General features: G+C 54.3%; 24 protein-coding genes. 6 read left to right on the top strand and 18 right to left on the bottom strand.

Translation table 11 applies throughout. The annotated features are described in order from the left end of the window. Positions 1 to 24 precede the first annotated feature (24 nt). From ACQG03_RS19320 to zapE, 8 genes are all read right to left on the bottom strand, one after another. Entirely contained in the window at positions 25 to 696 is a 672-nt protein-coding gene (locus ACQG03_RS19320) for a fimbria/pilus chaperone family protein (protein WP_022649549.1), read from the bottom strand. A gap of 147 nt (positions 697 to 843) precedes the next feature. Beyond that, positions 844 to 1,590 carry a DUF1120 domain-containing protein gene (locus ACQG03_RS19325; RefSeq protein ID WP_022649550.1) on the bottom strand — a complete coding sequence of 249 codons (747 nt, stop codon included), beginning with the start codon at positions 1,588 to 1,590 and terminating at the stop codon, positions 844 to 846. 49 nt (positions 1,591 to 1,639) lie between these two features. Then, positions 1,640 to 2,380 carry a DUF1120 domain-containing protein gene (locus ACQG03_RS19330; RefSeq protein ID WP_022649551.1) on the bottom strand — a complete coding sequence of 247 codons (741 nt, stop codon included), beginning with the start codon at positions 2,378 to 2,380 and terminating at the stop codon, positions 1,640 to 1,642. A 268-nt stretch (positions 2,381 to 2,648) separates the two neighbouring features. Continuing rightward, on the bottom strand, positions 2,649 to 3,146 hold the full coding sequence (sspB, locus tag ACQG03_RS19335; RefSeq protein WP_032622090.1) for a ClpXP protease specificity-enhancing factor: 498 nt from the start codon (positions 3,144 to 3,146) through the stop codon (positions 2,649 to 2,651). A gap of 5 nt (positions 3,147 to 3,151) precedes the next feature. Beyond that, the gene (gene sspA / locus ACQG03_RS19340) at positions 3,152 to 3,790 is read right to left on the bottom strand and encodes a stringent starvation protein SspA (protein WP_003860438.1); all 639 of its coding nucleotides are present in this window, start codon (positions 3,788 to 3,790) and stop codon (positions 3,152 to 3,154) included. Positions 3,791 to 4,097: 307 nt separating this feature from the next. Beyond that, positions 4,098 to 4,490: a 30S ribosomal protein S9 gene (gene rpsI / locus ACQG03_RS19345; protein ID WP_003860436.1), complete on the bottom strand. Its 393-nt coding sequence runs from the start codon at positions 4,488 to 4,490 to the stop codon at positions 4,098 to 4,100. Between the two features lie 15 nt (positions 4,491 to 4,505). Continuing rightward, positions 4,506 to 4,934, bottom strand: coding sequence for a 50S ribosomal protein L13 (gene rplM, locus ACQG03_RS19350; RefSeq protein ID WP_003860434.1), 429 nt, complete (start codon positions 4,932 to 4,934; stop codon positions 4,506 to 4,508). Positions 4,935 to 5,337: 403 nt separating this feature from the next. Next, on the bottom strand, positions 5,338 to 6,462 hold the full coding sequence (gene zapE / locus ACQG03_RS19355) for a cell division protein ZapE (RefSeq protein WP_022649553.1): 1,125 nt from the start codon (positions 6,460 to 6,462) through the stop codon (positions 5,338 to 5,340). A 189-nt stretch (positions 6,463 to 6,651) separates the two neighbouring features. Between zapE and zapG the strand changes: the two genes are divergently transcribed. From zapG to degS, 3 genes are all read left to right on the top strand, one after another. Next, positions 6,652 to 7,050 (top strand): Z-ring associated protein ZapG, encoded by a 399-nt coding sequence (gene zapG, locus ACQG03_RS19360; RefSeq protein WP_022649554.1) that lies wholly within the window; start codon positions 6,652 to 6,654, stop codon positions 7,048 to 7,050. A 170-nt stretch (positions 7,051 to 7,220) separates the two neighbouring features. After that, a complete protein-coding gene (gene degQ, locus ACQG03_RS19365) occupies positions 7,221 to 8,588 on the top strand; it encodes a serine endoprotease DegQ (protein ID WP_022649555.1) in 1,368 nt (455 codons plus the stop codon). A 92-nt stretch (positions 8,589 to 8,680) separates the two neighbouring features. Next, positions 8,681 to 9,748, top strand: coding sequence for an outer membrane-stress sensor serine endopeptidase DegS (gene degS / locus ACQG03_RS19370; RefSeq protein ID WP_003860430.1), 1,068 nt, complete (start codon positions 8,681 to 8,683; stop codon positions 9,746 to 9,748). Positions 9,749 to 9,799: 51 nt separating this feature from the next. Here the strand turns inward: degS and mdh are convergent, their stop codons facing one another. After that, positions 9,800 to 10,738 carry a malate dehydrogenase gene (gene mdh, locus ACQG03_RS19375; protein WP_022649556.1) on the bottom strand — a complete coding sequence of 313 codons (939 nt, stop codon included), beginning with the start codon at positions 10,736 to 10,738 and terminating at the stop codon, positions 9,800 to 9,802. Between the two features lie 397 nt (positions 10,739 to 11,135). Here mdh and argR point away from each other — a divergent pair, with 397 nt between their 5' ends. Continuing rightward, positions 11,136 to 11,606: a transcriptional regulator ArgR gene (gene argR / locus ACQG03_RS19380; RefSeq protein WP_003860428.1), complete on the top strand. Its 471-nt coding sequence runs from the start codon at positions 11,136 to 11,138 to the stop codon at positions 11,604 to 11,606. 378 nt (positions 11,607 to 11,984) lie between these two features. Then, positions 11,985 to 12,248 carry a peroxide/acid stress response protein YhcN gene (gene yhcN / locus ACQG03_RS19385; protein ID WP_006812160.1) on the top strand — a complete coding sequence of 88 codons (264 nt, stop codon included), beginning with the start codon at positions 11,985 to 11,987 and terminating at the stop codon, positions 12,246 to 12,248. A 59-nt stretch (positions 12,249 to 12,307) separates the two neighbouring features. Here yhcN and ACQG03_RS19390 read toward each other — a convergent pair whose 3' ends face one another. From ACQG03_RS19390 to aaeX, 5 genes are all read right to left on the bottom strand, one after another. Continuing rightward, a complete protein-coding gene (locus tag ACQG03_RS19390; RefSeq protein WP_022649557.1) occupies positions 12,308 to 12,580 on the bottom strand; it encodes a barstar family protein in 273 nt (90 codons plus the stop codon). A 45-nt stretch (positions 12,581 to 12,625) separates the two neighbouring features. Continuing rightward, positions 12,626 to 14,080, bottom strand: a complete 1,455-nt coding sequence (locus ACQG03_RS19395) for an NAD-dependent succinate-semialdehyde dehydrogenase (protein WP_022649558.1) — start codon at positions 14,078 to 14,080, stop codon at positions 12,626 to 12,628. Positions 14,081 to 14,166: 86 nt separating this feature from the next. After that, positions 14,167 to 16,134 carry a p-hydroxybenzoic acid efflux pump subunit AaeB gene (aaeB, locus tag ACQG03_RS19400; protein ID WP_023298739.1) on the bottom strand — a complete coding sequence of 656 codons (1,968 nt, stop codon included), beginning with the start codon at positions 16,132 to 16,134 and terminating at the stop codon, positions 14,167 to 14,169. Positions 16,135 to 16,139: 5 nt separating this feature from the next. Then, on the bottom strand, positions 16,140 to 17,072 hold the full coding sequence (aaeA, locus tag ACQG03_RS19405) for a p-hydroxybenzoic acid efflux pump subunit AaeA (RefSeq protein ID WP_023298740.1): 933 nt from the start codon (positions 17,070 to 17,072) through the stop codon (positions 16,140 to 16,142). 7 nt (positions 17,073 to 17,079) lie between these two features. Further along, the gene (aaeX, locus tag ACQG03_RS19410) at positions 17,080 to 17,283 is read right to left on the bottom strand and encodes a p-hydroxybenzoic acid efflux pump operon protein AaeX (protein ID WP_003860416.1); all 204 of its coding nucleotides are present in this window, start codon (positions 17,281 to 17,283) and stop codon (positions 17,080 to 17,082) included. Positions 17,284 to 17,461: 178 nt separating this feature from the next. On the opposite strand from aaeX, the gene aaeR reads away from it, so the two are divergent. Beyond that, positions 17,462 to 18,388, top strand: coding sequence for an HTH-type transcriptional activator AaeR (gene aaeR, locus ACQG03_RS19415; RefSeq protein WP_022649561.1), 927 nt, complete (start codon positions 17,462 to 17,464; stop codon positions 18,386 to 18,388). A gap of 112 nt (positions 18,389 to 18,500) precedes the next feature. Here aaeR and tldD read toward each other — a convergent pair whose 3' ends face one another. The 4 genes from tldD to ACQG03_RS19435 form a co-directional block, all read right to left on the bottom strand. After that, the gene (tldD, locus tag ACQG03_RS19420) at positions 18,501 to 19,946 is read right to left on the bottom strand and encodes a metalloprotease TldD (protein ID WP_022649562.1); all 1,446 of its coding nucleotides are present in this window, start codon (positions 19,944 to 19,946) and stop codon (positions 18,501 to 18,503) included. Positions 19,947 to 20,029: 83 nt separating this feature from the next. Beyond that, positions 20,030 to 23,836 (bottom strand): AsmA2 domain-containing protein YhdP, encoded by a 3,807-nt coding sequence (gene yhdP / locus ACQG03_RS19425; protein ID WP_022649563.1) that lies wholly within the window; start codon positions 23,834 to 23,836, stop codon positions 20,030 to 20,032. 42 nt (positions 23,837 to 23,878) lie between these two features. Beyond that, positions 23,879 to 25,348, bottom strand: coding sequence for a ribonuclease G (rng, locus tag ACQG03_RS19430; protein WP_003860405.1), 1,470 nt, complete (start codon positions 25,346 to 25,348; stop codon positions 23,879 to 23,881). Next, positions 25,338 to 25,931 carry a Maf family protein gene (locus ACQG03_RS19435; RefSeq protein ID WP_003860403.1) on the bottom strand — a complete coding sequence of 198 codons (594 nt, stop codon included), beginning with the start codon at positions 25,929 to 25,931 and terminating at the stop codon, positions 25,338 to 25,340. The genes rng and ACQG03_RS19435 overlap by 11 nt, the downstream gene beginning before the upstream one ends. Positions 25,932 to 25,934: the final 3 nt, after the last annotated feature.

A 25,934-nucleotide genomic window follows, 5' to 3' on the forward strand; every position in this document is an offset into this window, starting at 1 on the left:
ATCCTTTGCTGTCCTTATAGAGGCTTACTTCAAATCTGTAGTAAAGCGATCCCCTTTATAGCCGTAACGACTCGCCGGATAGAATTCAACTTTATTATCAGAGAAATTTGGTAATGTTGTTTTTATCGAGGTGTGAGGAAGGATGTAGGTCTTATCCAGCACACCCGCTTTTCCTGAGGGTAATGTTTTAAAGGATGCCGTTATACGAACAACGTAATCGCTGGGATTGTTGATAACCAGGCCATCACCCTTTTTGTTCCATGTCAAAAATTTCCATGGCTGCGTCTCCTCAGGTAGACCCGCAGGATGAATTACAACAGGAAGATCCTGGCGGATAGTCAACGCAACTTTATCTTCTCCTTTCTCCTTTGGAGGAATGCCTTCGAACGTGACGCGTTTAAGTTCTTCATACTTCATGGGTTTGCTGGTTTGCAGCAGAAAACGCATTCGCTGTGTTTCCCCGGCGTCGACACGGACTACAGGTTGAGAAACGATTAAACGAATAGATTTATCGCTATCAGGTAAATCTACAATGTTTGTATAAAGCAATGCAGGTTGCGAATCCGTATTTTTAACATTCATACTGGCTTCGCCTTTTTGTGCATCGACTAATAAAACCGATGTTTCTGGAACCATACCGGTGGCACAACACTTTGTCGCTACAGCCAACAACGCAAGATATAGAATTTTCTTCATGACTTTCCACTCACATAAATAAATAAAAATCATACCGGCATTATTTTTATTATTCTTGCGGCAGAGAAAGCTATTTTAATGCAAAAAAAGCGTGACAATGGCTTTTAAATACTCTAACCATTGCCACGTTAATTAAGCGTTAAATTATTAGAGATATACCAGACTAATGGTTGCGTTACCGTCCAGCGTAATTACGTCAGTCGTACCTAATACCGAGTTATCCTGCACTGCAGAGGTAACCAGCAACGGCACGCTAAGCTGTTTGAAGGCTTTTGGCTGCGTGGTACCGGCTGTTGCTACGGTATTCGCTTTTTGGTAGCCCGTGCAGCCATTAAGCGAGCAGAGGTAACCCAGGCCTGGCGCAACTTTCTCCCAGGAACGCTGGCCTTCAGTGATGCTCCCTGTTACCAGGGTGTCAACATTCGCGCCATCCGCTGTGACCGCTTCAGTATTGATGGCAACGGTGTAAGCACCAATGCTCACGCCAGCGGTGGTTTTACCCAGACCAAAGGCACCAGCGGTGTTGCTGAAGTCTGATTTATCCGTACCGCTACCTGCGATAAACGCGGTTGAAGACAGGTTAACGCGACTGTCCAGGCGGTTATCGGTGGAGGTAAAAGCAACGCTCATGTTGCTTTCGCAACTGATATTTAGCGTGATGCTTTTCTGCCCCAATTGTACCAGCTTGTTTGTCGCACCGGTCGGTGCAATATTTTGGTTCAGTACCGTTCCATAATCTACAACGCCGCCATCAGGCAGGGTCGGCGTACATGCAGCCGGGTTAATCGTACCGACAACTTTCAGCGTAACATCGTTAGCGGCCTGGGCAGCAAAAGCGGATAAACCGAAGGCTACGGCGACGGTTGCTGCCGAGAGTACTTTTTTAAATTCCATTATTTTCATTTCCCGATTTATTTTCTACAGCATTTAGCAATAACGAATATCAAAGATAAACAAGGCTCAGCGTGGCATTACCGTCAAGCGTGATAGTATCGCCTGTACCCAATACAGTGTTGTCCTGAAGCGCAGTTGTAATGCGTAACGGCATATTCATAACTTTAAAAGCTTTTGGTGTGGTGGTTCCCGATGCAGCAGCCGTAAAGACACGTGTCTGGCCTGTGCCACTGTTAACTGGTGCAAAAGCACCCGTACTGGATTTTACCCAGGTATAATTTGATGTATCGGTACCTGTGGCTGCAATGAGATCAGCGACAACACCATCTGTTGTTGTATTAACGGGATCTGCTGCAATGACATAGGAGCCAATATTCACACCCGCACTCGTTTTACCCAAGCCATAGGCGTTTCCTGAAGCGTTAGCATTTACATTATCGAAAAACCCATTTTCAATATAAGCGGCGCTCCCCAGGCCCACACGAGTATCATGGCGGTTATCCGTAGAAGTCACCCCAACGCTGGTATCGCTGTCACAGGTAATAGTGAGAGTAATACTTTTAGCCCCCAACTGAACCAGTGTATTCGCCGTGCCAGTTGGATTGATGGTAGAAGCTGGCATTGTGCCATAATCTACCACGCCACCGTTTGGCAGTGAGGGTACGCAGGAACCAGGAACGATATTACCAATAACTTTCAACGTCACATCATTAGCAGCGTGTGCATTTGACATGGCGAGGGCTGCACAAATAGCAGCAGATGAAAATAATTTTTTAAAAGTGATATTCATAATTTGTCCTTAAAAGAAAATCCGTTTTTGTTAACGCACATATATATTTTCACAGGGTGATATCGGATACAATCAAATTAAAATAAAACATTATTGAAGATAAATTTAACTGTCCTACAGAAAATAACCCAACAAGATTAATCCCATGCCAATTAATAGACCTATATCTTTTGCAAAGACACAAGTTTTTTAGAGAGTAATTTTATGCAGAAAATAAAAAAACCTGCACAGTTGTGCAGGTTCGGAAAAATATTGTGCTTTATGAAGTTTATTTGACGACACGGAGTGCCGGACGACCACCGCGCGGAGGCGGATCGTCATCAGGGTCATTGTCGTCGTGATGGTCGGGTTTATCGCCATCAATCACAGACATTACCGTGTCGCTTTCACGTTCATCGGATGTCCCATCATCGTTCAGGCTGGCGACCTCTTCATCATAAGCCGCTTCCGGTTCGAACATGGTACCTGCACCGTTTTCACGGGCGTAAATAGCCAGAACCGCAGCCAGCGGAACGGAAACCTGACGCGGCACGCCGCCGAAACGCGCATTAAAGCGCACTTCGTCGTTCGCCAGTTCCAGGTTACCCACTGCACGTGGCGCAATATTCAGTACAATCTGTCCGTCGCGTGCGTATTCCATTGGAACCTGCACGCCCGGCAACGTCACATCCACAACCAGGTGCGGCGTGAGCTGGTTATCCAGCAGCCATTCATAGAAGGCGCGCAGCAGATACGGACGGCGTGGTGAAAGTTGTGACATTTCCACAGTCATTAGCCTCGGCCGAGACGCATTTCGCGCTCCGGTTCAGTTAAGGATGCCAGGAAAGAGTCGCGTTCGAAGACGCGAGTCATGTAGCCTTTCAGCTCTTTCGCGCCAGGACCGCTGAATTCTACGCCCAGGGTTGGCAGGCGCCACAGCAGCGGTGCCAGGTAGCAATCTACCAGGCTGAACTCATCGCTCAGGAAGAAAGGTTTTTGACCAAATACCGGCGCAATCGCCAGCAGCTCTTCACGCAGCTGTTTACGCGCAGCATCCGCTTCTGAAGAGGAACCGTTAACGATAACGTTCATCAGCGAGTACCAGTCTTTCTCGATACGCTGCATGTACAGGCGGCTTTCACCACGCGCAACAGGGTAAACAGGCATCAGCGGCGGATGCGGGAAACGCTCATCCAGGTATTCCATAATGATACGGGATTCCCACAGGGTCAGCTCACGATCCACCAGCGTCGGTACGCTTTGGCTCGGGTTGAGATCGATCAGATCCTGAGGCGGGTTATCCTTTTCCACATGCTCGATCTCAAAACTGACACCCTTCTCGGCCAGCACGATACGAACCTGATGGCTATAAATGTCAGTAGGACCAGAAAACAGCGTCATTACCGAACGTTTGTTGGCAGCGACAGCCATGAAAACCTCCAGGTATATTCAGAATTTTTACTGCTACCAGCCCAACGGGGCCAGCCAGATGATGTATCGCCCATCCCAGAGAAAACACATTGTTCAAGAATCGAACAAAAATCGAGTATTCACCGATATTTGGGCATAAAATTGGATGATAGTTTACCAGATTTTGATGGCTTTGTGGTGAGGGGATGCCGGAAATGTGGAAAAAGAGAAGATATATGAAATGTTACTGTGGATAACCTGCGCATTATCCATAAAAAAACCCGCCGAAGCGGGTTTTTCGCCAATCGTTCTGCGTAAGCAGAATAGATTAACGTTTGGAGAACTGTGGACGACGACGTGCTTTACGCAGACCCACTTTCTTACGTTCAACCTGACGAGCGTCACGAGTAACGAAGCCAGCTTTACGCAGTTCAGAACGCAGGGATTCGTCGTACTCCATCAGCGCGCGGGTGATACCGTGACGGATCGCACCTGCCTGACCGGAGATACCACCACCTTTAACGGTGATGTACAGATCCAGTTTTTCTACCATATCAACCAGTTCCAGCGGCTGGCGAACTACCATGCGGGCAGTTTCGCGACCGAAGTATTGTTCCAGAGAACGCTGGTTAATTACGATTTTACCACTGCCCGGTTTAATGAAAACGCGAGCTGCGGAACTTTTGCGGCGACCAGTGCCGTAGTATTGATTTTCAGCCATTGCCTATAATCCCGATTAGATGTCAAGAACTTGCGGTTGCTGTGCCGCGTGGTTGTGCTCGTTGCCTGCGTAAACTTTCAGTTTACGGAACATAGCACGACCCAGCGGGCCTTTTGGCAGCATGCCTTTAACCGCGATTTCAATCACACGCTCAGGACGGCGGGCAATCATCTCTTCAAAGGTCGCTTCTTTGATACCACCGATGTGGCCGGTGTGGTGGTAGTACATTTTGTCAGTACGCTTGTTGCCGGTAACAGCAACTTTGTCAGCGTTCAGAACGATGATGTAATCACCGGTATCAACGTGCGGAGTATATTCCGCTTTATGCTTACCGCGCAGGCGACGAGCCAGTTCAGTAGCCAGACGGCCCAGAGTTTTACCGGTCGCGTCAACAACATACCAGTCGCGCTGTACGGTTTCTGGTTTAGCTGTAAAAGTTTTCATTAAAAGCTTACCCAAATAATAAGTTACACGTTGGTGAACACCCAAACGTTTAGTCAGTTGAGGTTCACACGACAAAGTCCGGCAAACCTACCCCTTCGAATAGCACATGCCGACACATAGAAAGTTTCGGGAAAAAAACCTTCTCGTAACGTGGGGTCGCAAGATTATAGAGAAGTTGAGGTCAAAGATCGACCCTTAAATGTGATTTGGGATGGGTTTTTCGGGGTTGCGTATTGTGCGGTCTGGTGCCCTCACCCCCAGCCCCTCTCCCACAGGGAGAGGGTAGCGTTTGTTAAGGTCTGGTGCCCTCACCCCCAGCCCCTCTCCCACAGGGAGAGGGTAGCGTTTGTTAAGGCCTGGTGCCCTCACCCCCAGCCCCTCTACCACGGGGAGAGGGTAGCATTTATGGCATATGCTCACGCTTGAGGTACTCTTCGCTCTGCATCTCTTGCAGGCGCGACAGGCAGCGCTGGAACTCAAACTTCAGGCGCTCGCCCTGATAGATCTCATATAAAGGCACCTCGGCACTGACTACCAGCTTGACGTGGCGCTCATAAAACTCGTCCACCAGCGCGATGAAGCGGCGCGCTTCGCTCTCCATGAGAGGGGTCATGACGGGCACATCCCATAACATAACGGTATGGAACAGTCGCGAAAGCGCAATGTAGTCATGCTGGCTGCGGGCGTCCACGCAGAGCGTTGCAAACGAGACGGCCAGCGTCTGGTTCTCTACGCCAAGCGTCGGCAACGGACGATGATTAATCTCCAGCGCTGGTGCGTTATCCCGCGGCGCCCCTGCCAGCGCCAGCCAGAGTTTATCCATCTCGCTGGCTGTGTCGGCGTTCAGCGGTGAAAGCCACAGGTGCGCCTGCGTCAGCGTGCGCAAACGATAGTCGACGCCAGCGTCGACATTCATGATGTCGCAGTGCTGCTTAATGGCATCTATGGCTGGCAGGAAACGCGCCCGCTGGAGACCGTTGCGATAAAGCTCATCCGGCGGGATATTTGAGGTCGCCACCAGGGTGATCCCACGCGCAAACAGCGCTTTCATCAGCCCCCCCAGCAGCATCGCGTCCGTAATATCGGAAACAAAGAATTCGTCGAAGCAGAGAACGTCCGTTTCCGCCTTGAAGCGGTCCGCCACGATTTCCAGCGGGTCGGTTTCGCCCTGGAGCGCCGTCAGCTCTTCATGGACCCGGAGCATAAAACGGTGAAAGTGCAGACGCTGCTTACGCGTGCCGGGCAGGCTCTGGTAGAACATGTCCATCAGCCAGGTCTTACCCCGCCCAACGCCGCCCCACATATATAAGCCACGAACCGGTGCGTTTACCGTGGGCTCTTTTTTGCCCAGTAAACGGCCGAATGCCGCCTTCAGCCCACTGCTCTGCACCGCATCGGCGGGTTTCGCCAGAAGCTCCTGGTAAATCGTGTCCAGGCGGTTTACCGCTTCACGCTGGACATCATCCGGCTGGTGTGTGCCCTCACTCAGGGCGAGTTGGTAACGCGACGATGGGGACAGGTTTTGCATGATGTTATTGTTATTCCTTTAGTTAAACCTCATCAGCGGCCGTGGCTGATGAAAAAAAGGCCGTTCTACACTACGCGATGATACGTCAGGATTCCACTTCTGCGGAAATAGCGGTTATAGTGGCATAATCAGGCACAGGCAGGAGCCGAGCCAACACCCTACGGAACAACAAGACAACGGGAGAAGTTCATGACCTGGGAATATGCGCTAATCGGTTTAGTCGTCGGCATCATCATTGGTGCTGTGGCCATGCGTTTCGGTAACCGCAAATTGCGTCAGCAGCAGTCACTGCAATACGAACTGGAAAAGAACAAAGCCGAACTGGAAGAATACCGCGAAGAGCTGGTCAGCCACTTTGCCCGTAGCGCTGAGCTGCTGGACAACATGGCGACAGATTATCGCCAGCTCTACCAGCACATGGCGAAAAGCTCCAGCAGCCTGCTGCCGGAAATGACCGCGGAGAGTAACCCCTTCCGCAATCGTCTGGCGGACTCTGAAGCCGGTAACGATCAGGCACCGGTTCAGATGCCACGCGACTATTCAGACGGCGCGTCCGGCCTGCTGCGCGGTGGCGTAAAACGCGATTAATCGCACAACCTGAATAAATTTTACGGGCGCACCTTATGCGCCCGTCCTTTCTTCCCGTCCCCAGCTATTATTTAGTCAAACACCTCATTGTTCAGCGGTTGAAAATTCAATAACATCAAGATGTTTTTGGGGCCGTTCTTTTTCATTCCAGGATACGAGAGTCAGCATCGATGAAGAAAAAAAACCAGCTGTTGAGCGCCTTAGCGTTAAGTGTCGGGTTATCTCTCTCGGCGTCCTTCCCCGCCAGTGCGGCACTGCCTTCGCAGGTGCCAGGACAAGAAGCCATTCCCAGCCTTGCGCCGATGCTTGAAAAAGTCCTGCCTGCGGTAGTCAGCGTTCAGGTGGAAGGGACGGCACGCCAAAGCCAGCGTATTCCCGAAGAGCTGAAGAAATATTTTGGCGAAGAGGCGCCGGATCAGCAGGCTCAGCCGTTTGAAGGCCTTGGTTCGGGCGTGATTATCGACGCGGCCAAAGGCTATATCCTGACCAATAACCACGTGATCAGCCAGGCTGATAAAATCAGCGTTCAGCTGAACGATGGCCGGGAGTTTGACGCCAAACTGATCGGCGGTGACGATCAGAGTGATATCGCCCTGCTACAGGTGCAAAACCCCAGCAACCTGACCCAGATCGCCATCGCCGATTCCGATAAGCTGCGCGTGGGTGATTTTGCCGTCGCGGTCGGTAATCCGTTCGGTTTAGGGCAGACCGCCACCTCCGGGATTGTCTCTGCCCTGGGGCGCAGCGGCCTGAATCTCGAAGGGCTGGAAAATTTCATCCAGACCGATGCCTCCATCAACCGGGGCAACTCCGGCGGTGCGCTGCTTAACCTGAACGGCGAACTGATCGGCATTAATACCGCTATCCTCGCACCAGGCGGCGGTAGCATCGGGATTGGTTTTGCCATTCCGAGTAACATGGCTAAAACCCTGTCTCAACAGCTGATACAGTTTGGCGAGGTTAAGCGCGGGCTGCTGGGCATTAAAGGCATGGAGATGAGCGCCGATATCGCCAAAGCCTTTAAGCTCAACGTCCAGCGCGGGGCGTTTGTCAGCGAAGTGCTGCCCAACTCAGGCTCTGCGAAAGCGGGCGTGAAATCCGGTGACGTTATTGTCAGCCTGAACGATAAACCGCTGAGCAGCTTCGCTGAATTACGTTCGCGTATTGCCACCACTGAGCCTGGCGCTAAAGTGAAGCTGGGCCTGATCCGCGAGGGCAAACCGCTGACCGTGGAAGTGACACTGGACAAGAGCACCTCCTCTTCCGCCAGTGCAGAACAGATCTCCCCGGCGCTACAGGGCGCAACGCTGAGCGACGGTCAGCTTAAAGACGGCACGAAAGGCATTTCTGTCACTGCCGTTGAGAAGAGCAGCCCGGCCGCGCAGGCAGGTTTACATCAGGACGACGTGATCGTGGGCGTGAACCGCACTCGCGTGCAGTCTATTGCCGAAATGCGCAAGGTGCTGGAGAGTAAACCGGCGGTCATTGCCCTGCAAATTATCCGTGGCAACGACACCCTCTACATTTTACTGCGTTAACCATTTGCGACTCCGGGCATCGCCGCTGCGTGTGATGTCCGGATAACTCATGTTATGCTGCAAACCGTTCCTTTTTTAACGACACACGCATCATGCTTTTAAAGCTCTTTCGTTCAATTGTCATTGGTTTGATCGTTGCCGGTCTGCTGCTGGTGGCTATGCCATCTTTACGCCAGTTCAACAAACTGTCGGCTCCTCAGTTCGACAGCACGGATGAAACGCCTGCAACGTACAATCAGGCGGTACGCCGTGCCGCCCCCGCCGTGGTTAACGTCTATAACCGCGGGCTTAACAGTTCCGCTCATAACCAGCTGGAGATCCGCACGCTTGGTTCCGGTGTGATCATGGATGACCGGGGTTACATCATCACCAATAAACACGTGATCAACGATGCCGACCAGATTATCGTCGCCTTGCAGGATGGCCGCGTGTTTGAAGCCCTGCTGGTGGGGTCGGACAGCCTGACCGATCTGGCGGTGCTGAAGATCAACGCCACGGGCGGTCTGCCGACTATCCCGATTAATCGCAAACGAACGCCGCATATCGGCGATGTGGTGCTGGCGATCGGTAACCCGTATAACCTGGGCCAGACCATCACTCAGGGGATCATCAGCGCGACAGGTCGAATTGGACTGAACCCGTCAGGGCGGCAGAACTTCCTGCAAACCGATGCCTCGATCAACCACGGTAACTCCGGCGGTGCGCTGGTGAACTCTCTGGGCGAACTGATGGGCATTAACACCCTCTCCTTTGACAAGAGCAACGATGGTGAAACACCGGAAGGGATTGGCTTTGCCATTCCGTTCCAGCTGGCGACCAAGATCATGGACAAGCTGATCCGCGATGGCCGCGTGATCCGTGGCTACATCGGTATTGGCGGGCGTGAAATCGCGCCGATGCATACGCAGGGCGGTGGTATCGATCAGATCCAGGGGATTGTGGTCAACGAAGTGGCGCCTGGCGGCCCGGCGGCCAATGCAGGTATCCAGGTGAACGACGTTATTCTTTCCGTCAACGGCACGCCGGCGGTCTCTGCGCTGGAAACGATGGACCAGGTGGCGGAAATTCGACCGGGCTCTATCATCCCCGTAGAAGTCATGCGTAATGACAAGAAGCTCACGATCCAGGTCACCATCCAGGAATACCCGGCCACTAACTGACGGGCATAAAAAAACGGAGCTTAGCGCTCCGTTTTTTTTACCGGGACAAGATCACTTGTTAACGAACTCTTCGCCCAGCGTGATGTCTTTCTTCAGCGTATCCAGCATGCCTTCCATCGCGTTTTGCTCAAACGCGCTCAGCGTGCCGATAGACTTACGCTCTTCAACGCCGTTTTTACCCAGCAGCAGCGGCTGAGAGAAGAAGCGCGCGTGTTCACCGTCGCCTTCTACGTAAGCGCATTCAACCACGTTTTTCTCGCCCTGCAGCGCGCGAACCAGAGACAGGCCGAAACGCGCCGCCGCCTGGCCCATAGACAGAGTTGCAGAACCGCCACCCGCCTTCGCTTCCACCACTTCGGTGCCTGCATTCTGAATACGTTTGGTCAGGTCAGCCACTTCCTGCTCGGTGAAGCTCACGCCCGGGATTTGCGACAGCAGAGGCAGGATGGTCACGCCAGAGTGTCCGCCGATAACCGGCACTTCCACTTCCGTTGGCTGCTTGCCTTTCAGCTCAGCCACGAAGGTATTGGAACGGATGATATCCAGCGTAGTTACGCCGAACAGTTTGTTCTTGTCGTAAACGCCCGCTTTCTTCAGCACTTCTGCTGCGATGGCAACGGTGGTGTTCACCGGGTTGGTGATGATACCGATGCACGCTTTCGGGCAGGTTTCAGCGATCTGCTGAACCAGGTTTTTCACGATGCCCGCGTTGACGTTGAACAGGTCTGAACGATCCATACCCGGTTTACGTGCAACACCCGCGGAGATCAGCACCACATCGGCATTCTGCAACGCAGGACGCGCATCTTCACCGGAGAAGCCTTTGATTTTCACAGCTGTCGGGATGTGGCTCAGGTCAACCGCCACACCTGGGGTTACCGGAGCAATATCGTACAGGGAGAGTTCTGAGCCTGAAGGCAGTTGGGTTTTCAGTAGTAGGGCAAGCGCCTGGCCGATACCACCAGCAGCGCCGAGGACTGCGACTTTCATCCTAAACTCCTTATTATGGTTAACTTAAGTATCTGTAACTCCGTTGCGGCGACCATAATTCAGCACGTCATTAATTACAATTTTCATCGCTAAAGAATTTGAGGTCGCACGTCTTTGACCTTCACCCGAATGCTATCAGGCTGTGGGCAACAACGAATTAAGAGGGGGTTACAATACACCCTGCCACGCCACCAAAACAACATCATTTTGATAACATTTAATTTACTTTTAAGCTTATTTGCGCGGCGTGACCCAGGCATGTTTTCTGATAACGAAATCTGATAAAATCTCTCCCTTTCATAACATTATTTCAGCCTGGTGCCAGGTAGATAATTTGCATAAAAATTCATCCACATGCATAATAATGTTGTTTCTATCGTCATATTCCGGGTGACTTATGCGAAGCTCGTCTAAGCAAGAAGAATTAGTTAAAGCGTTTAAAGCGCTACTCAAAGAAGAGAAATTCAGTTCTCAGGGAGAAATTGTTCAGGCGTTGCAGGAGCAAGGCTTCGACAACATCAACCAGTCGAAGGTCTCCCGCATGTTAACCAAGTTTGGTGCAGTGCGTACGCGCAACGCCAAAATGGAGATGGTTTATTGCCTGCCTGCTGAACTTGGCGTGCCAACGACCTCCAGCCCGCTGAAAAACCTGGTTCTGGACATTGACTATAACGATGCCGTGGTCGTGATCCACACCAGCCCGGGTGCAGCCCAGCTGATTGCCCGCCTGCTGGACTCGCTGGGTAAAGCAGAGGGGATCCTCGGGACCATCGCCGGCGATGACACCATTTTTACGACCCCGGCAAATGGTTTCTCGGTGAAAGACCTCTACGAAGCGATTCTGGTCCTGTTCGAACAGGAGCTGTAATCTTCTGCCCCGTAGCGCCTGGCTGCGGGGATCATTCTGCGGCCGCCTCGTTTTACCCTGCTTTTCTCTGCCTGCTGCTTTTGCAAATAGTGCTTTTTACCGCCTGTTAACATTCATTCAGTGAATGATCTGCCGTAAAATCGCACTAAAAATCAAAGCCGCCTATCCAATTGATTTACATAATAAAAAATCATAACACCTGCAGAGTAACGCCCTTTTTTATTCATTCCCGTTATAAAAAATGATGTTTTTAACACGTAATAACAGGCGAAACCATTAGTCTGGTATTAATTTTTTCCGTGATTAGTGTATACTTGATTTTGTGATGAGGGTCACAGAACAAAGACCCCAGTAAAATAATTGACGAGGTAAATAATCATGAAAATTAAAACCACTGTAGCTGCCCTGAGCGTACTGTCAGTCCTGTCATTCGGTGCGTTTGCAGCCGACACTATTAACGCCGAACAGGCACAATCCCGTCAGGCTATCGGGACCGTTTCTGTTGGTGCCATCGGTACTTCTCCGATGGACATGCACGAAATGCTGAACAAAAAAGCGGAAGAACAGGGTGCGTCATCTTATCGCATCATCGAAGCGCGCAGTGGCGACCACTGGCACGCTACCGCAGAACTGTACAAATAAACCCTCGTCGTATCTCATCATACGACTTGCCCCTGACCTCCCGGTCAGGGGCTTTTTTATCACTGGCGCACGTTGAAACGCAGTTGCCCTTCCAGCTCCTCCTCCGCTTCATCAAACAATAAAATCAATGCGCCAAAGCGTCTGCGCAGTTTTTCAGGCAGATGGGTAAATTCGATCTCCAGCGGTAACGGCAGCCTGTCGCCGGTAACCACATCCCATAGCATATCAAGATTGTTTACGCTGCCCCGCTCCAGGTCGAACGCCCGGATAAACTCGCGGTAGAAGTCTTCCTGACTATCAATTTCGTCAAAATCAAAGGTATAAATTTTCATTGCCAGCCACCCGGTACAGGCGGGCGGCAGATGCCGCCCTGTCTATTATAAGCCCCCGATATGCAGGGTTTTAACTTCCAGAAACTCCTCCAGCCCCAGCACAGACCCCTCGCGTCCCAGCCCGGACTCTTTTACGCCCCCAAACGGACCCAGCTCGGTCGAGACCGCACATTCATTAATTCCGATCATGCCGCTCTCAATGGCCTGTGAGACGCGGAACACGCGCGAGAGATTCTGGGTATAAAAGTAGGCCGCCAGCCCGTAAGGCGTATTGTTAGCGCGCATAACCACTTCGTCTTCCGACGTGAAGCGGAAGCAGGCGGCAACGGGACCAAAGGTCTCCTCTTCTGCCAGCTTCATGCCTTCATGGCAGTCACCGAGTACGGTTGGCATCCAGAAGTTGCCGCCAAGTTCGTGCGGTTTACCCCCAGCCAGCACCGTGGCCCCCTTCGCTACCGCATCTTCGACGTGCTCACGGACTTTCTCGACAGCCGAAGGCTCAATCAGCGGGCCGACAACGACGCCCTCGTCCAGACCGTTACCCACCTTCAGCGCCTTCACCGCATCGGCAAGCTGATTGACAAACTTGTCATAGACCGTCTCCTGGATATAGAAACGGTTTACGCTGACGCAGACCTGCCCGGCGTTACGGAATTTATTGGCGATGGCGCCTTTGACGGCGGCCTCAATATCCGCGTCCTCGAAAACGATATACGGCGCATTGCCGCCCAGCTCCATCGATACCTTTTTCATGGTCTCAGCGGAATTGCGAACCAGCGTTTTCCCGACGGCGGTTGACCCCGTAAACGAGATTTTGCGCACGTCATGGCTGGCCATAATGGCGTCGCTAATTTCTGAGGTGCTCCCCGCGACCGCATTCAGCACACCATCCGGCACACCGGCCTGCTTCGCCAGCGTCAGCAGCGCAAAGGCGCTCAGCGGCGTGTTGTTTGCAGGCTTGATGACGCCGGTACATCCTGCTGCCAGCGCCGGGCCGAGCTTACGGGTGAGCATAGCCATCGGGAAATTCCATGGCGTGATAGCAGCAACCACCCCAACAGGTTCACGAGTGGCCAGAATACGGGAGCCGGGTTTAACCGGAGGAATGATTTCACCGTTAGCGCGCTTGGCCTGCTCCGCAAACCACTGAATAAAGCTGGCAGCGTAGTCCACCTCGCCCTCAGCCTCTTTCAGCGGCTTGCCCTGCTCGGTGGTCATCAGCCGCCCGAGCCAGCTTTTGTTCTCGATAATCAGTTCATACCAGCGATAGAGGATCGCGGAACGCTCTTTTGCCGTTTTTGCGCGCCATGCGGGAAAGGCTTTCGTCGCGGCCGCAATGGCCTCTTCGGTTTCGGCTTTCCCTGCTTTCGCCACTTTCGCAACCACCTCGCCCGTGGCCGGGTTTAGCACATCAAACGTGGTGTCGAGTGTTTTCCAGATACCGTTAACCAGATACCCGGTCTGAAAAAGAATACTGTCCTGAAGAGCCTGGGTTGTCATGTGTCCTCCCTTCCTGAATGTTTGAACCTGCAAGAATAAGTATAGCCACAAAAAAACCGACGCTTTTGGCGTCGGTTTTCTCTTCGTTAGCTGTCTGTCAGCGCATTCTGGTAGCGGTGCAGCATAAACACCAGCCGCTCTACCGGCTCGGTAACCTGCGGCGGGGCTTCCCAGACTCGCAGTTTCTCCTGGTAGATATCCAGCTCCTCCAGCAGTTGCTTAAAGTAGCGGCGACGTTTGTCATCACTGGATGCCGATATCACATGGTCCGCCGTTCGCCGTAGCTGGCGGTGGAAAGCGGACAAATCGTCGTTGATCGGCACTGGCGCGTTCCGCAGACGCTGGTGCGCGATAATCATGGTTAACGCCAGACGGAAGCGAGCGACATCGCCCGGGAATTTATTCAACAGCAGGAACAGTTGCTGGTAAAGGGCCGGAAGGTGGTTCTGCTTGCGCCGCGCGGTGTTGGTGGTCAAGGACGATACGGCGGCCGACACAAACTGATTGAGCAGCACGCGCCCTGTCCGCGCCTGAGAGTTATCCCGCACCAGCAGGATCACCATCATCGCCAGGAAACAGCCCACCAGCTGGCCTAATGCGCTATCCAGGAACTGGCTGAAATGGAAGGTCATCGGGTTATCCAGCACGAGGATGTTAATCGTACTCGCCAGCGCACCTAACGATCCCAGACGGCGTTTTTGTACCTCAATCCCGATAAAGAACGCCATCACCGCCAGGCTGATACAGAGCAAAAGCATGCTTTGCTGCGTCGAGGGGATGATTACCAGGAAGTAGAGCGCGCCAATGGGTAACGCCGCAATGGTGCCGTACAGAAAATCAATAGCGACCATGCGCGGGTTGGGCAGACGCATCGCCAGCGCGGTAACGACGGCAATCATCACCATCGCGCCGCTGCCGGACGTCCAGCCGGTCCACAGCCAGAACAGCGTGCCGAGTATACAGGCCAGGGTGGTACGCCAGAAGTTAACCATCGCATGATGACGCTCGGCGGATTCCGGTTTGATCACCACTTCGCCCTGTAACACCTCTTCTTCCGCCGCACTGATTTTGGTGTTGCTAATCACGCCGCGTTTCAGAAGCAGGTAGCGCGTTGCGGCGCCAACCCAGGTATAAATGGTGACTGGCGTATCCCGTTCCCCCGTCCAGGCAATCACACGACGCATGCGTTTAAGCTGTCGATGCACGTCCTGCACTGTCTCCACAGGCTCATCAAACAGTTCGCGGAAGGTATCCGTTACCACTTCGGGGCGAGTGTTCTGAATCAGGTAGGTTTCACACGCCTGGGTGATCAGCGTTAACGAGACGGTATTGATCGCTTTCAGACGACGATTGGCACGCTCCCAGCGGGAAGACTCCATATTGAGATTACTGCGCATCCCTTCCAGCGCCTGCGTGCGGCGCACCAGCGCGCTCCAGGCCTTGTCGACCTCTTCGCTGTCGCCGTGCTTAATGCACAGTTGCATGAGCTGGTACTGGGCAACAATCAGCGCGTCCAGCTCACGATCGACTTCCTGCTTGATGGATCGCGGAGAGAAGAGCAGATCGGCGACAATCGCGCAGACGATACCAATGACAATCTCGCTGCAACGTTCCACGGCGAACTGCGGAGCAAGCAGCGGTTCACTCTGAATGGTGATGATAATAATCAGCGCGGTATATCCCGCCAGGCCCCAGGCATACGAGTTCTCCACCTTCACCAGCGAAGAGACCCAGGTGCAAAAACCCGCCCAGATACAGCATACAATCAGCATCAGCAGCGGCGTGCGGATCATCAGGATGATAATGGTCAGGGCGGCGATACAGCCGATAAAGGTGCCGATAATACGCAGCATCCCGCGATAGCGAATTGCCCCGGAGTAAGGCTCGCCACCCGCCGCGAAGGCAGGACCGGCGGCGACGATCGCGGCGGTCAGAACAGCCCAGCGCGGCGTTTCAAGCTGGAAATGGAAGCCAACAAACAGCGCCAGCACAATGGCGCATGCCAGCTTCACGGCGAAGCGGATGTGCTGGCTGGCGATGGAAAAAATGCCCATAGCGATCAACCAAACTCGCGCAGGCGATGGGCGATTTGACGGAAGATAGAATCCTGGCTGGCATCACGGTCTTTTTCACCGGTGATCACTACCGTCGCCGTGGTGCCTGCGGGCCAGAGGTTGCTCTGCTGCTCATCCAGACGAATGCGTACCGGTACGCGCTGCGCCAGACGAACCCACTCGAGGTTAGAATCGACGGTCGCCATCCCTTTTGAATCATTGGTACTGCTGGCGTTGGTCACCCCCGCGGCCACGCTGTCCACGGTTCCTTTCAGGACCCGGTTGCTGCCGAGCGGCGTGATTTCGGCGCGATAGCCCGGACGCACGCCTTCCAGCTTGGTCTCTTCCATATAGGCGAGGACGTAGAAAGAGTTCTGTTTCACCAGCGCCACGGCCGTAGAGCCGCGCGTGATAAACTCACCCGCATAGACGTTGAGGTTGGTTACCCAGCCATCGGACGGGGCGCGGATAACGGTACGTTCCAGATCGAGCTTCGCCAGATCGCGCGTCGCCTGCGCTTTTGCCAGCTGATGCAGCACGGTTTGCAGCACGTTATTGGACTGATCAATCTCTTCCCGGGACATGGCCTGGATGCCCAGCTTGTTACGACGTCCTGCTTCACGGCGTTTTTCAGCGGCCAGCGCGTTGTAATACGCTACGTCGGCTTCCGCTTCTTCCAGCGCTTTTTGATAGCGCGGCTGGTCGATAGTGAACAGTACCTGATCTTTTTTCACCAGCTGGTTATCGTGGACATTGACCGCCGTAATGAGACCGGCGACATCGGGCGCTATCGCGACCACCTCCGCGCTGAAACGCGCATCGCGCGTCCACGGGGATTCGGTGTAATAAACCCAGGCGCGAAAAATAGCGATGAACGCCAGGATGACCAGCGCCATAGTGATGGCAGTGCGGGAGATTTTTCTTGTTAGCGTTTTCACATCAACCTCAGACAAACATGCGCGATATTAAATAGAACAGGCAGCAATACAGCGCGGTATTAAACAATGCAGGATGCCAGACGAAATCATAAATCCCGGTAGGGACCAGCACCTTGCGCACCAGCCAGAAGATCGCCAGTGATAAAAGAAGCTCGAAAAATATCGGTGGGAACGACAGACCGAACACCACGATAACGGGAAACAGACTCATGTTGACCTTGATTAAAGAGATGCAGGTTACTGGATTATTAAGCTCACGCCGCCGCAGGAGAGCATGAATTGCCGGGCGAGAGTGGCGCAGCCGTTATGTAATTAATAATATATTAACGTAACTGTTATGCTGTTATCTATCATATGTGATCTAAATCACTTTTAAGCCAGAGTGAATAATGGAACGTCTAAAACGCATGTCCGTCTTTGCGAAAGTGGTTGAGCAAGGCTCTTTTACCGCCGCAGCACGTCAGCTACAAATGAGCGTCTCATCCATTAGCCAGACAGTGTCAAAACTGGAAGATGAGCTCCAGGTGAAGCTGCTCAACCGCAGCACCCGCAGCATTGGGCTGACGGAAGCGGGTAAAATTTACTATCAGGGCTGCCGTCGAATGCTGCATGAAGTGCAGGATGTTCACGAGCAGCTCTACGCCTTTAACAACACGCCTATCGGCACGCTGCGTATCGGGTGTTCTTCAACTATGGCACAAAATGTTCTCGCTGCCATGACGGCGGAAATGCTGAAAGAGTATCCCGGTTTAACCGTTAATCTGGTAACGGGTATTCCGGCACCGGATCTGATTGCCGATGGGTTAGACGTGGTGATCCGCGTTGGCGCATTGCAGGACTCGAGCCTGTTCTCGCGTCGACTGGGCAGCATGCCGATGGTGGTCTGCGCTTCGAAAAGCTATCTGGCACAGTATGGCGTACCGGAAAAACCTGCCGACCTGAGCAACCACTCGTGGCTGGAATACAGCGTTCGCCCAGATAACGAATTTGAATTGATCGCGCCAGAGGGGCTTTCCACCAAACTGCTGCCTGAAGGCCGCTTCGTGACCAACGATCCGATGACCATCTCACGCTGGCTGGTGGCCGGGGCCGGGATCGCCTACGTGCCGCTGATGTGGGTGATCAACGAGATCAACAGCGGCGAACTGGAGATCCTCTTCCCGCGCTACCAGTCGGATCCGCGCCCGGTGTACGCGCTCTATACCGAAAAGGACAAGCTGCCGCTGAAGGTGCAGGTCTGTATTAACTATCTGACGGACTATTTTGTGGAAGTGGCAGAGCTGTTTCAGGGGATGCGGGGAAGAAGGAAAGAGTAGGCCTCCCCCTCACCCCGGCCCTCTCCCCAAAGGGGCGAGGGAGAAAAGACGGCACGGAGCAGTCCCCTCTCCCCGTTGGGGAGAGGGTTAGGGTGAGGGGAAAATGAAAAAATTACGCCGTGCCGCCCACCGTCAGGTTATCGACCTTCAGGGTTGGCTGGCCCACGCCTACCGGCAGGCTCTGACCCTCTTTGCCGCAAACGCCCACGCCGTTATCCAGCTTCAGGTCGTTACCCACCATGGAAATCTGCTGCATGGCCTCAATGCCAGAGCCAATCAGGGTTGCGCCCTTCACCGCTTTGGTCACTTTGCCCTTCTCAATCAGATACGCCTCTGAGGTAGAGAAGACAAATTTACCGGAGGTGATATCCACCTGGCCGCCGCCAAAGTTTGGCGCGAAGATACCGTAATCAACGGATTCGATAATCTCCTGCGGCGTGGATTTACCCGGCAGCATGTAGGTGTTGGTCATGCGCGGCATCGGCAGGTGCGCGTAGGATTCGCGACGACCGTTACCCGTTGGCGCAACGCCCATCAGACGCGCGTTAAGCTTGTCCTGCATGTAACCTTTCAGTACGCCATTTTCGATCAGCACGTTGTACTGGCCCGGCGTGCCTTCATCGTCGATAGAAATCGAGCCGCGACGGTCGAGCATGGTGCCATCATCCACCACGGTACACAGTTCGGAGGAGACTAGCTGCCCCATCTGACCGCTGAATACGGACGTCCCGCGACGGTTGAAATCCCCCTCCAGGCCGTGACCGACCGCTTCGTGCAGCAACACGCCAGGCCAGCCTGCGCCCAGAACCACCGGCAGCGTACCGGCAGGTGCCGCCACGGCAGACAGGTTGACCAGCGCCATGCGCACGGCTTCTTTTGCCCACGCATCCGCGCGCGCTTCGCCGTCAACGTCGCCGAGGAACCAGTCGTAGCCAAAACGACCGCCGCCACCGCTTGAGCCGCGCTCGCGCTTGCCGTCGTCTTCCACCTGCACGCTGATAGAGAGGCGCACAAGCGGACGCACGTCGGCGGCCAGCGTACCGTCCGTCGCCGCCACCAGAATCAGCTCATAGACCCCGCTCAGACTGGCAGAGACTTCCTGCACGCGTTTGTCCGCCGCGCGAGCCACTTTGTCCACGCGACGCAGGATGTCCAGCTTCTCTTCGCGGCTCATGCTTTGCAGTGGGTCGATGCTGGTATAAAGCGCAGCGTGCTGCACTTCACCCAGGGTTTTCACGCGACCGTCGCCGGTATCACGCACAATGGTTCGCGCCGCCTGCGCGCTCTGCTCCAGCGCGGCCAGGCTTATCTGGTCTGCATAAGCAAAACCGGTTTTTTCGCCGCTGACGGCGCGCACGCCGACGCCCTGGTCAATGTTATAAGAACCATCTTTAATGATGCTGTCTTCTAAAACCCAGGATTCGTGATAGCTCGACTGGAAATAGAGATCGCCGTAGTCGAGGCGGCGTTCGGTCAGTTGACCAAGAATGGAGAACAGGTCCTGATGGCTCAGGCCGTTCGCTGCGAGCAAATGTTCACTTACCAGGTTCAGACTCATCGTATTGCTACTCGTTCGTTGCCGCCAGTGGCGGTATAAAATCAATATTATTGAGAGTGAGGCAATTACCTGCCCACGTCAAATCATTGCTGTGCTTCTTTGCGCGGCTGGCGCAGCACTTCATTAATCTGCGGTTTATCGATTGGGCCCGTAATGCGGTAGCGCAGAATCGAGACTTTGCTCCAGAGCGGCCCCAGCACTTTGCTGGCGGCAAATACCGCCGCGCCGATTATCGGATTGACCACAAAAGCGGTAGCAACACCCACTGTAGCGGAGATTTCCGGGGCAACAACCGCTTCCATATCCAGCTCCCGGCGCACGAGGTTCACTGATCCTTTCATGGCGATGTCCGCTTCCAGGCCGTCCAGCAGCGTATCATCGGTATGCATCACGCCGTCCTTGATCCAGGCCGTTCCGCGAATGGAGTCATAATAGAAACCGTCGTTGAAGGTATCGCTGAAATCGAAGCGCAGCTTGCGCAGCAGCGCGTCAAAGCTCAGCAGGCGCAGTATTTGCCCTGCATGACCGGTGCTAACATCGGCAATTTGTCCCTTACCAAAACGGGTTCTGAGGATACCGTTCAGCGAGGCAACGTCCGGCTGCCACGGTGCCGCGCGCCAGTGCAGATCGTAATTCACATCGAAGGACGATCCGCGAAGCGGCGTGCTGATCCCAAAGAAGTTAGCCGCTGCGTCCAGCTTGTTGCCTTTAATATCGCCCTTCAGCGAGGTGCGCTGTTCACCCGGTTTGTTCACCCACTCGCCAGCGGCGGTCATGCGGCCAAAGCCGGTATCCACCAGCCCACCAGAGAGGCTCAGCGTATTGCCCTGAATAGCAAAATCACCGTCGATACGGCCATATTTCTGTCCCCACAGCCAGCACTCCGCACAGCGCAGCTGGAGATCGGGCCAGTTGCTGAAATCCACGCGCGACGTTCCACTGCTGCTGAAAGGAGACGTACTTGTCGACTGTGTTTTAGACGCCGTAAAGGTCGGGTTGTAATAGAGATAACGGATAGCCGCCTGCCATGGCGCGTTATCGCGCATCGTCAACGAACCGTTAATTTCACGCCCCTGCGCCTCGACCTTTGAGCCGTTCACCGTCGGCCGGGAGACAATACTCAGGTTGTTCCACTGCTGCCCACCCAGCGTCAGCGCAGGCGTGCGCAAGGTAATGGACTGCGGGAACTGCGCCGTTTGGTCGACGTTTTGCCCGACACCTTTCTGAAACAGTGCCAGCCACTCTGCGCCATCCATCGGCGGGAGATTCAGTTCAATGCCCGCCTGCTCCGGCAGCGGCGGCGTGGTACGGCTGTCCGTCGTCCAGATCGCCCTGTCCAGCGTCAGCTTGCGGTTAAGCAGCCAGCGGCTGTTGAAGTGGTTTGTTCCGCCAGCGTTTCCGGTTAAATCAAAGCTGTTGAGGTTGCCCGCAACCTTTACGTTGACGGGCAGTGCTTCACCGCTTTTCTTGTTCAGCGGTGCGGGAAGCTGGCTACTGAGGTTTTTTAGATCGCCCGTAATGTCGACGTTATAGCGCGCACCAGCATGATAAGGCAGGTCGATGGCGACCTTGCCATTCCATGACACCGCGCCGTCCACCGCATTCTCAATCGGCTTCGGCAGAACATCCATGCGTGACGGCTGCCAGTTCGCGTCCATATTGACCGCCACCTGGTAGGCTTTGTCGCCCTCGGTGGTGGAGAAATCGATATTGACGGGTTGATTGAACCAGGTCGCTTTCAGCGGCTTACTTTTCAGATTGCCGTTAACAAAGCTGAACTGACCGCTAAGGTTTTTCAGCGTGCTGTCCAGCGGCTTGATATAGAGGCTGTTATTGTTCAGACGAACGTCGCCTTTGGCGGTGGTCATTTCACCGTCGAGCGGGATATCCAGATGTAAGCGAGCATTCACATCACCATCTAACTGCAACTGCTGGAGAGTGGCCGCCAGGGAGTCATCCAGCGGCGTATCTTCAAAATACGGGCCAACCGCTTTACCCGGCCCCTTAATATCCGCATCAATCAGCAGTTTCTCTTTGGAGTAATCCGGGATGTTTGCCGTCAGGTTGCTTGCCGTTACGCCGCCCAGCGCAACGCTGTCCGTCTTCATCCACAAGCCGTCATTCAGGAAGTTGAGTTCGATATTCAGATTCTTCAGCGCGGGCCAGTCCGGCTGGAAGGCATAGGTGGCGTTGCGTAGCGGCACCAGAACCTGGAACTGGCCTTCGTTATGCTTATACGGGAACAGGTGCGGATTGCCGCCGTAGACCAGCGTGGCGTTATCCGCCTGACCGCCCTGAATGGCGCCGCTGAGATAGTCTACCAGCGCTTTCCCCATCAGGTTTTCCGGGAAGTAGCGCCACGCCTGCGAACCATCATCCGTGCTGATGCCCGCCAGAATGCCCAGCCACGGCTCATCGCCTTCAGGCTGTAGATAACGGAAATTACCGCGGGCATGTACCGCTTTGGCTTTTACATCAATATCGCGACCATCGAGCTGAAAACCTTTGTCATTCTTCAGCCAGTTAAGAGTGGCGTTTCCCTTTTCGATCTCCAGTGGCGCACGGAAGACCGTTTCGTACGGCATTTTTGCTTCCTGCATTTCTGCCGTCAGCCTGCCGTTTTCCACGCTTCCTTCCAGTTTACCGCTGAAGTGCTCGGCACCCGGCAGCAGCTTCCACTGTTTCCATGCGAGATTTTTCCATGCCGCCTGAAAACGCGTCTTTTCCGTGGCCTGGAGCGGAATATCCAGCGCCAGCCGGTTTATCTGCCCGCTCGGCTGCGTCGCCAGCCAGATTTCGCCCAGCTCCGGGGAGAGTTTTGCGGCCATTGAACGCAACCCTTCGATCGCCGTCAGATCCAGGTTACTGGCGCGGATACGCAGCTCATCGCTGCGTTTACCGTTTATACCGCCGACGTCCTGCTCCGGCATCCACGCCAGCGTCAGTGCGCCGCGCGGCCAGGGTTTGTTATCCATGGAGATGCGCGTATCCGGAATAGCGAACTGCCAGCCGCCTTTATCCTGCGTCACGTGTGCGGTGAGGTTATCGACGGAAAGCTGATGCTGATGGTTTTCCCCCTTCCAGCTCGCGCCCCCCTGCTTAAGCCAGATATCGCCGCTGGCGAACGCCCCGTTCGTCAGGGTCATCCAGCCTTCCAGGCTGAAGCGCGCGGTTTCCAGCTGCATGTTCTGCTGTAGCCACTCACCCAGCCACGGCTTCACGTCCACATCGTCCGCCTGTAGCCACACCCTGCCGTTGTTCAGCAGGCCATTGTCGTCGCGCAGATCCATCCGCACCTGCATAACGCCGTGCTGCCCGTTCAGGCTGGAGAGATTCACCTGCCCCTCGGCGCGGTGGCGATCTTTCCCGTTTAGCCAGGTCAGCTGTGGGATCGCCAGCTCAGCGCGCTGTCCGGAAAGGGTTATAAAGCTCACTTCGCTGTCGCGGAGATCGAAATGATCGAACTGACGCAGGAAGAGATCGCTGATACGGCTGGTTTCCAGCCCACGATCGCTGTCGCCGCTTTGCAGCGGCGTGTTGGTCATCAGCTGAAGTTGCCAGAAGGTGAGATCGCGAAACTGCCAGCGCAGATGCAGCAGGCTTTGCCAGACATCCAGCGCCAGGGTGACGCGTTTGATTTTAAGATGGCCGCCATCTTTCAGGCTGGCGCTGATATCCCGCGCATCAAGCGTCGGGCCAAAGTTCTGCCAGCTTGCCTCGATATGGCTCACGTCCACCGGCAGACCGGTGGCAGATTCGATTTTTGCCAGGATCTGCGGCCGCCAGCTGTCCAGATGCGGCAAGGCGAGACGCAGCCCGCTCACGAGCAACGCGACAATCACGACCAGCGTTGCCCCTGTAAGCAGTAAAATCCCCGGCAATCGCCTCACGCGTCTCTCCTTGTCAGCCTTAAATCTCGCAGCGAACTGCGTTTACATCATGACGACGTCAAACTGCTCCTGGTTATAGAGCGGCTCAATTTGCACTTTTACCTGTTTGCCGACAAAGATTTCCACTTCCGCCAGCGCGTGCGACTCTTCCCCTTTCAGGGCCTCTGCCACCGCAGGGGAAGCATAGACCAGAAAACGGTCTGAGTCGTAGGCATGATGGACACGGACAATCTCACGCATGATCTCGTAGCAGACCGTCTCCACCGTCTTTACCGTTCCGCGTCCATGGCAGGTTGGACACTCATTACACAGGACATGTTCCACGCTTTCGCGGGTCCGTTTCCGGGTCATTTCCACCAGACCGAGCTGCGAGAAGCCATTGATGCTGGTTTTCACGCGATCTTTACTCAGCGCCTGCTCCAGGGAGTGCAGCACGCGACGGCGGTGATCTTCATTATTCATATCGATAAAGTCGATGATGATAATACCGCCCAGATTACGCAGGCGAAGCTGGCGTGCGATGGCCTGCGTCGCTTCAATATTGGTATTAAAGATGGTGTCATCGAGGTTGCGATGGCCGACAAACGCGCCGGTGTTGATGTCGACGGTGGTCATCGCTTCGGTCTGATCAATAATCAGATAGCCACCCGATTTCAGCTCAACCTTACGCTCCAGCGCACGCTGGATTTCGTTTTCAACGTCATAGAGATCAAATATCGGCTGGCGTCCGGTGTAATGCTCCAGCAGCCCCGGCATTTCCGGGATGTACTCGGCGGTGAACTCCAGTAAGGCTTCGTACGTCAGACGGGAGTCCACGCGGATTCGGTCGAGCTGCGCATCGGCGAAATCACGTAATACGCGCTGAGCGAGCGCCAGCTCACCGTACAGCCGGTAGCGGGTCTGGTTGCGTTTTTTACGCTCCATCACTTTGGTCCAGACGCGCTTCAGATAGGCCGCATCCGAGGCCAGGTCTTCTTCGCTGATCCCTTCCGCTGCGGTACGGATAATAAACCCGCCCTGCTCGTCGCAGTAGGCGCTGACCACCTTTTTCAGGCGTTCACGCTCGCTTTCGCTCTCAATACGCTGTGACACGCCGACGTGCGACGCCCCCGGCATAAAGACCAGATAACGTGAAGGAAGGGTGATGTCGGTGGTCAGACGCGCGCCTTTGGTGCCCAGCGGATCTTTTACCACCTGCACCATCAGATCCTGGCCCTGACGCACCAGCTCAGAGATGTCGCGCACGGCAAACTGCTTTTGCTCTTCGCCTGCCACGCATTCGGTATGCGGCATGATGTCGGAGGCGTGTAAAAACGCCGCTTTATCGAGCCCAATATCTACAAAAGCCGCCTGCATACCCGGCAGTACACGACTGACACGACCTTTGTAGATATTGCCTACGATTCCGCGCCGCGCTTCACGCTCAATATGAATTTCCTGAAGAATGCCACCATCAATGTAGGCCACACGGGTTTCCGATGGCGTTACGTTTACCAACAATTCAGCCGTCATAATTATCCCTTCCCTCACGCAGTGAGTTAAAATTGCTCAGCAACTCATACGTTTCCACCAGCGGTAAGCCGACTACGGCGTGATAGCTGCCATTTATCTTCCTGACAAAACAGCCACCCAACCCTTGAATACCGTATGCACCTGCTTTATCCATAGGTTCACCGCTGGCGATATAGCCGGCGATCTCCTCGTCGGTGAGGACTCTGAACGTCACTTCCGTTACCACAAGGCAATCCAGAACGTACTGGCTGTCTGCCAGCGCTACCGCCGTCATCACCTGATGGGTTTGTCCGGACATGTTACGCAGCATCCGCGCAGCATGGTCTGCGTCGCGGGGTTTCTCAAGCACCTCACCATTGAGAATGACGATGGTATCGGCCCCCAGCACCGGTAAGTCACGCGGCACGCATGCAACGCCCGCCTGCGCTTTTTCACGCGCCAGACGGGAGACATACTGCTGAGCGCTTTCGCCCTCAGCACGTTTTTCTTCGATACCGGTAACGATGCGTTCGAAGGATACACCCAACTGCGCGAGCAGTTCCTGGCGACGCGGAGAACCGGAGGCAAGATACAAAGACGTCATAGA

Source organism: Enterobacter cloacae complex sp. 342H5 (genome assembly GCF_050030905.1).
Classification (GTDB): domain Bacteria; phylum Pseudomonadota; class Gammaproteobacteria; order Enterobacterales; family Enterobacteriaceae; genus Enterobacter; species Enterobacter intestinihominis.

Excerpts from the sequence above, each read along its gene's own strand:
- degS (WP_003860430.1), top strand. The coding sequence starts at position 8,681 with ATGCTTTTAAAGCTCTTTCGTTCAATTGTCATTGGTTTGATCGTTGCC.
- zapG (WP_022649554.1), top strand. The coding sequence starts at position 6,652 with ATGACCTGGGAATATGCGCTAATCGGTTTAGTCGTCGGCATCATCATT.
- argR (WP_003860428.1), top strand. The coding sequence starts at position 11,136 with ATGCGAAGCTCGTCTAAGCAAGAAGAATTAGTTAAAGCGTTTAAAGCG.
- yhcN (WP_006812160.1), top strand. The coding sequence starts at position 11,985 with ATGAAAATTAAAACCACTGTAGCTGCCCTGAGCGTACTGTCAGTCCTG.
- ACQG03_RS19320 (WP_022649549.1), bottom strand. The coding sequence starts at position 696 with ATGAAGAAAATTCTATATCTTGCGTTGTTGGCTGTAGCGACAAAGTGT.
- tldD (WP_022649562.1), bottom strand. The coding sequence starts at position 19,946 with ATGAGTCTGAACCTGGTAAGTGAACATTTGCTCGCAGCGAACGGCCTG.
- ACQG03_RS19390 (WP_022649557.1), bottom strand. The coding sequence starts at position 12,580 with ATGAAAATTTATACCTTTGATTTTGACGAAATTGATAGTCAGGAAGAC.
- rng (WP_003860405.1), bottom strand. The coding sequence starts at position 25,348 with ATGACGGCTGAATTGTTGGTAAACGTAACGCCATCGGAAACCCGTGTG.
- rplM (WP_003860434.1), bottom strand. The coding sequence starts at position 4,934 with ATGAAAACTTTTACAGCTAAACCAGAAACCGTACAGCGCGACTGGTAT.
- mdh (WP_022649556.1), bottom strand. The coding sequence starts at position 10,738 with ATGAAAGTCGCAGTCCTCGGCGCTGCTGGTGGTATCGGCCAGGCGCTT.
- ACQG03_RS19325 (WP_022649550.1), bottom strand. The coding sequence starts at position 1,590 with ATGGAATTTAAAAAAGTACTCTCGGCAGCAACCGTCGCCGTAGCCTTC.
- degQ (WP_022649555.1), top strand. The coding sequence starts at position 7,221 with ATGAAGAAAAAAAACCAGCTGTTGAGCGCCTTAGCGTTAAGTGTCGGG.
- aaeX (WP_003860416.1), bottom strand. The coding sequence starts at position 17,283 with ATGAGTCTGTTTCCCGTTATCGTGGTGTTCGGTCTGTCGTTCCCACCG.
- aaeB (WP_023298739.1), bottom strand. The coding sequence starts at position 16,134 with ATGGGCATTTTTTCCATCGCCAGCCAGCACATCCGCTTCGCCGTGAAG.
- rpsI (WP_003860436.1), bottom strand. The coding sequence starts at position 4,490 with ATGGCTGAAAATCAATACTACGGCACTGGTCGCCGCAAAAGTTCCGCA.
- aaeR (WP_022649561.1), top strand. The coding sequence starts at position 17,462 with ATGGAACGTCTAAAACGCATGTCCGTCTTTGCGAAAGTGGTTGAGCAA.
- ACQG03_RS19395 (WP_022649558.1), bottom strand. The coding sequence starts at position 14,080 with ATGACAACCCAGGCTCTTCAGGACAGTATTCTTTTTCAGACCGGGTAT.
- zapE (WP_022649553.1), bottom strand. The coding sequence starts at position 6,462 with ATGCAAAACCTGTCCCCATCGTCGCGTTACCAACTCGCCCTGAGTGAG.
- ACQG03_RS19435 (WP_003860403.1), bottom strand. The coding sequence starts at position 25,931 with ATGACGTCTTTGTATCTTGCCTCCGGTTCTCCGCGTCGCCAGGAACTG.
- sspA (WP_003860438.1), bottom strand. The coding sequence starts at position 3,790 with ATGGCTGTCGCTGCCAACAAACGTTCGGTAATGACGCTGTTTTCTGGT.
- ACQG03_RS19330 (WP_022649551.1), bottom strand. The coding sequence starts at position 2,380 with ATGAATATCACTTTTAAAAAATTATTTTCATCTGCTGCTATTTGTGCA.